Here is a 2,205-nt window from a genome sequence, read left to right on the forward strand (position 1 = left end):
CGGCATAGCGGAGCGCCGCTACCTTGAGAATGGGGGCAATATCCTGGGCGGAAATGCCGTGGGCAACATAGGCGGCCACGCCGGCACGAATAGCCCGGCGCATGGTGTCTTCATCTTCAGGGGCGCCCAGCACCACGACCGGTAGTTCCAGGGTTTCGCTGAGGAAGACGATGTGTTCGAGCACGTCCCGTTCAGGACTGCCCGCCTCGGCAATGATGACATCGGGCTGCAGATTTTCCAGACGTTGCCAGGAAAGTGCTGACCAGCCAAAAATATCCACGACGATCTGCCCTTCGCTGGCGAGGGCTTCGCGGAGGATTTCTGCACGCTCCACATTATTGTCGATCAGGACGATGCGATGCATGGGCTCATTGTAGTGCTTGCAGAGCGGCCTGGATGATGATTTCCGATTCGCCGATGGGTCCTTCTACCTGGATGAAGCAATCGGGTAAGGTTACCTGCACCTGCTCAAGAAGTGCAGGCAGATCCTCCTGTAAATGACGACCGCTGCTCCAAAATAATGGGGATATGCGAAAGTGGCGTAAGCCCGATGCATAGGCTGAGTGCAGAGCCTGCTCCAGAGACGGCTCCCACATCTCCAGATAACACAGAACAATCTGTCGTTCCGGGTGGGCTGACTGTAATTTTTCGGCGATCTGCTCAAAAGGTTTTCGCCACTGAGGGTTGCGGGAACCATGTGCCAGCAGAAATTGCACTTCGGTCATGCGCTTTTCCTTATGGATGTTGCAGGCGTTGTGCAGGTAAAACGGCTTCGCCGGGAAACCACGCACAAATATCGGCCAATTCCACGACGGAACCAATAACCAGAATCGCCGGACTGCCTAGCTCTGCTGCCTGGATGGCTGTACTGAATTGCTGCAAGGGCGCCTGTACCTGTTTTTGCGTGATGGTCGCCCATTGTACGGCAAGACAGGGGGTTTCAGCAGGCATGCCGCCCATAATGAGACCCTGACAGATATCGGATATGCGTTCGATGCCCATGTAAATGACCAGAGTGTCTGCCGCCTTGGCATAGCGTGACCAGTCTGGAGGATGGCTTCCTCTGGCTTCGTGCCCCGTCAGGAAAATGACCGACTGACTGCGATGACGATGGGTGAGCGGTACGCCGGCGTAAGCCGCTGCTGCCATTCCGCTGCTGATGCCGGGGATGATTTCGTAATCGATATGGGCGGCACGCAGGGCCAGACATTCTTCGCCTCCGCGCCCAAAGAGAAATGGATCTCCCCCCTTCAGACGGACCACCTTCAAACCTTGTTGGGCCGAACGGATCAGGTGTTCATGAATGCGTATCTGTGGGGTGGAGTCCTGCCCGCCGCGTTTGCCCACTTCCACTTTTTTACACCCAGCTGGTGCCATGTCGAGTAAACCGGGATTGGCGAGGGCATCATAAAAAATGATATCAGCAGCCGCAATGCGCCGTGCGGCTTTGAGGGTGAGGAGTTCCGGGTCGCCGGGGCCGGCACCGACAATGGAAACAGGAAATGGGGTTGTGCAGGTTTGCATGGGAAGGCTCCAGTTCAGGCTGCGTAACGGGAAAAGTGATGGGCAAGATGGTGACGCGCACTGTCCATGTCCGCGCAGCGCCCACTCAGGCAAAGCAGGCACAATGCCTGATCGACCAGAGGCGAAGGCAGCGGCAAGTGTCCATTCAGGACGGCTTCCATATGGCGACAGGTAGCCGAGATACCCGAGTTTTCGGGTAGTGCAGGAATTTGTTGCAGGGGCTGCGTGTCTTTTTCCATCCAGAGAACCGATTCACCCTGCTGACAAACATGCAAATCCGGACGGCGTTTGGGGTTGGCAAAACATTCTCCTTCGCTTCCCCGCAAAATGAGTGCCGTACTTTGTTCCCGCTGGAAATATTCCTGCAGGCGCAGCAAATAGGGCGGATGGGTTACGCCGGCACAATGTATGGCGGGGTTCTGGAAAGGATTAAAAAGCTTGACGATAGTATGTACGCTGGATCGCACCCCGAGCTGTTGTCGCAAGGCCAGCATTTTGCCCAGACCGGGATGAAGGGTATCCACCGGCAGGTAACTGAGACCCTGAAGATGCAGAAGGGTGTTGGCCTGCTGGCTGTTTTCCGCACTGGCCAGTCCAAATTCACGGAGAATGTCGGCACTGTATACCCGCCCGGATGGATCATGATCGGCCCAGAGGAGATCAGGGGCGTCGTGCTGCGCA

At 56.5% G+C, this 2,205-nt stretch carries 4 protein-coding genes; all 4 read right to left on the reverse strand.

Features of this window, described 5'->3' with window-relative positions; translation table 11 throughout:
- Positions 1 to 364: ANTAR domain-containing response regulator (locus BLW97_RS16330; protein WP_143214951.1), on the reverse strand; the 364-nt coding region annotated here is incomplete at its 3' end.
- Between the two features lie 4 nt (positions 365 to 368).
- The gene (locus BLW97_RS16335; protein ID WP_075323959.1) at positions 369 to 725 is read right to left on the reverse strand and encodes a sirohydrochlorin chelatase; all 357 of its coding nucleotides are present in this window, start codon (positions 723 to 725) and stop codon (positions 369 to 371) included.
- A 10-nt stretch (positions 726 to 735) separates the two neighbouring features.
- Positions 736 to 1,524: a uroporphyrinogen-III C-methyltransferase gene (gene cobA, locus BLW97_RS16340; protein WP_075323960.1), complete on the reverse strand. Its 789-nt coding sequence runs from the start codon at positions 1,522 to 1,524 to the stop codon at positions 736 to 738.
- A 14-nt stretch (positions 1,525 to 1,538) separates the two neighbouring features.
- The coding region (locus BLW97_RS16345) for a hypothetical protein (RefSeq protein WP_207650638.1) at positions 1,539 to 2,205 on the reverse strand (667 nt) is incomplete at its 5' end.

Origin of the sequence: Acidithiobacillus albertensis (genome assembly GCF_001931655.1) — a bacterium.
GTDB lineage: Bacteria > Pseudomonadota > Gammaproteobacteria > Acidithiobacillales > Acidithiobacillaceae > Acidithiobacillus > Acidithiobacillus thiooxidans.

Bases quoted from the DNA above. Each gene is read 5' to 3' on its own strand.
- BLW97_RS16335 (WP_075323959.1), bottom strand. From the start codon at position 725: ATGACCGAAGTGCAATTTCTGCTGGCACATGGTTCCCGCAACCCTCAG.
- cobA (WP_075323960.1), bottom strand. From the start codon at position 1,524: ATGCAAACCTGCACAACCCCATTTCCTGTTTCCATTGTCGGTGCCGGC.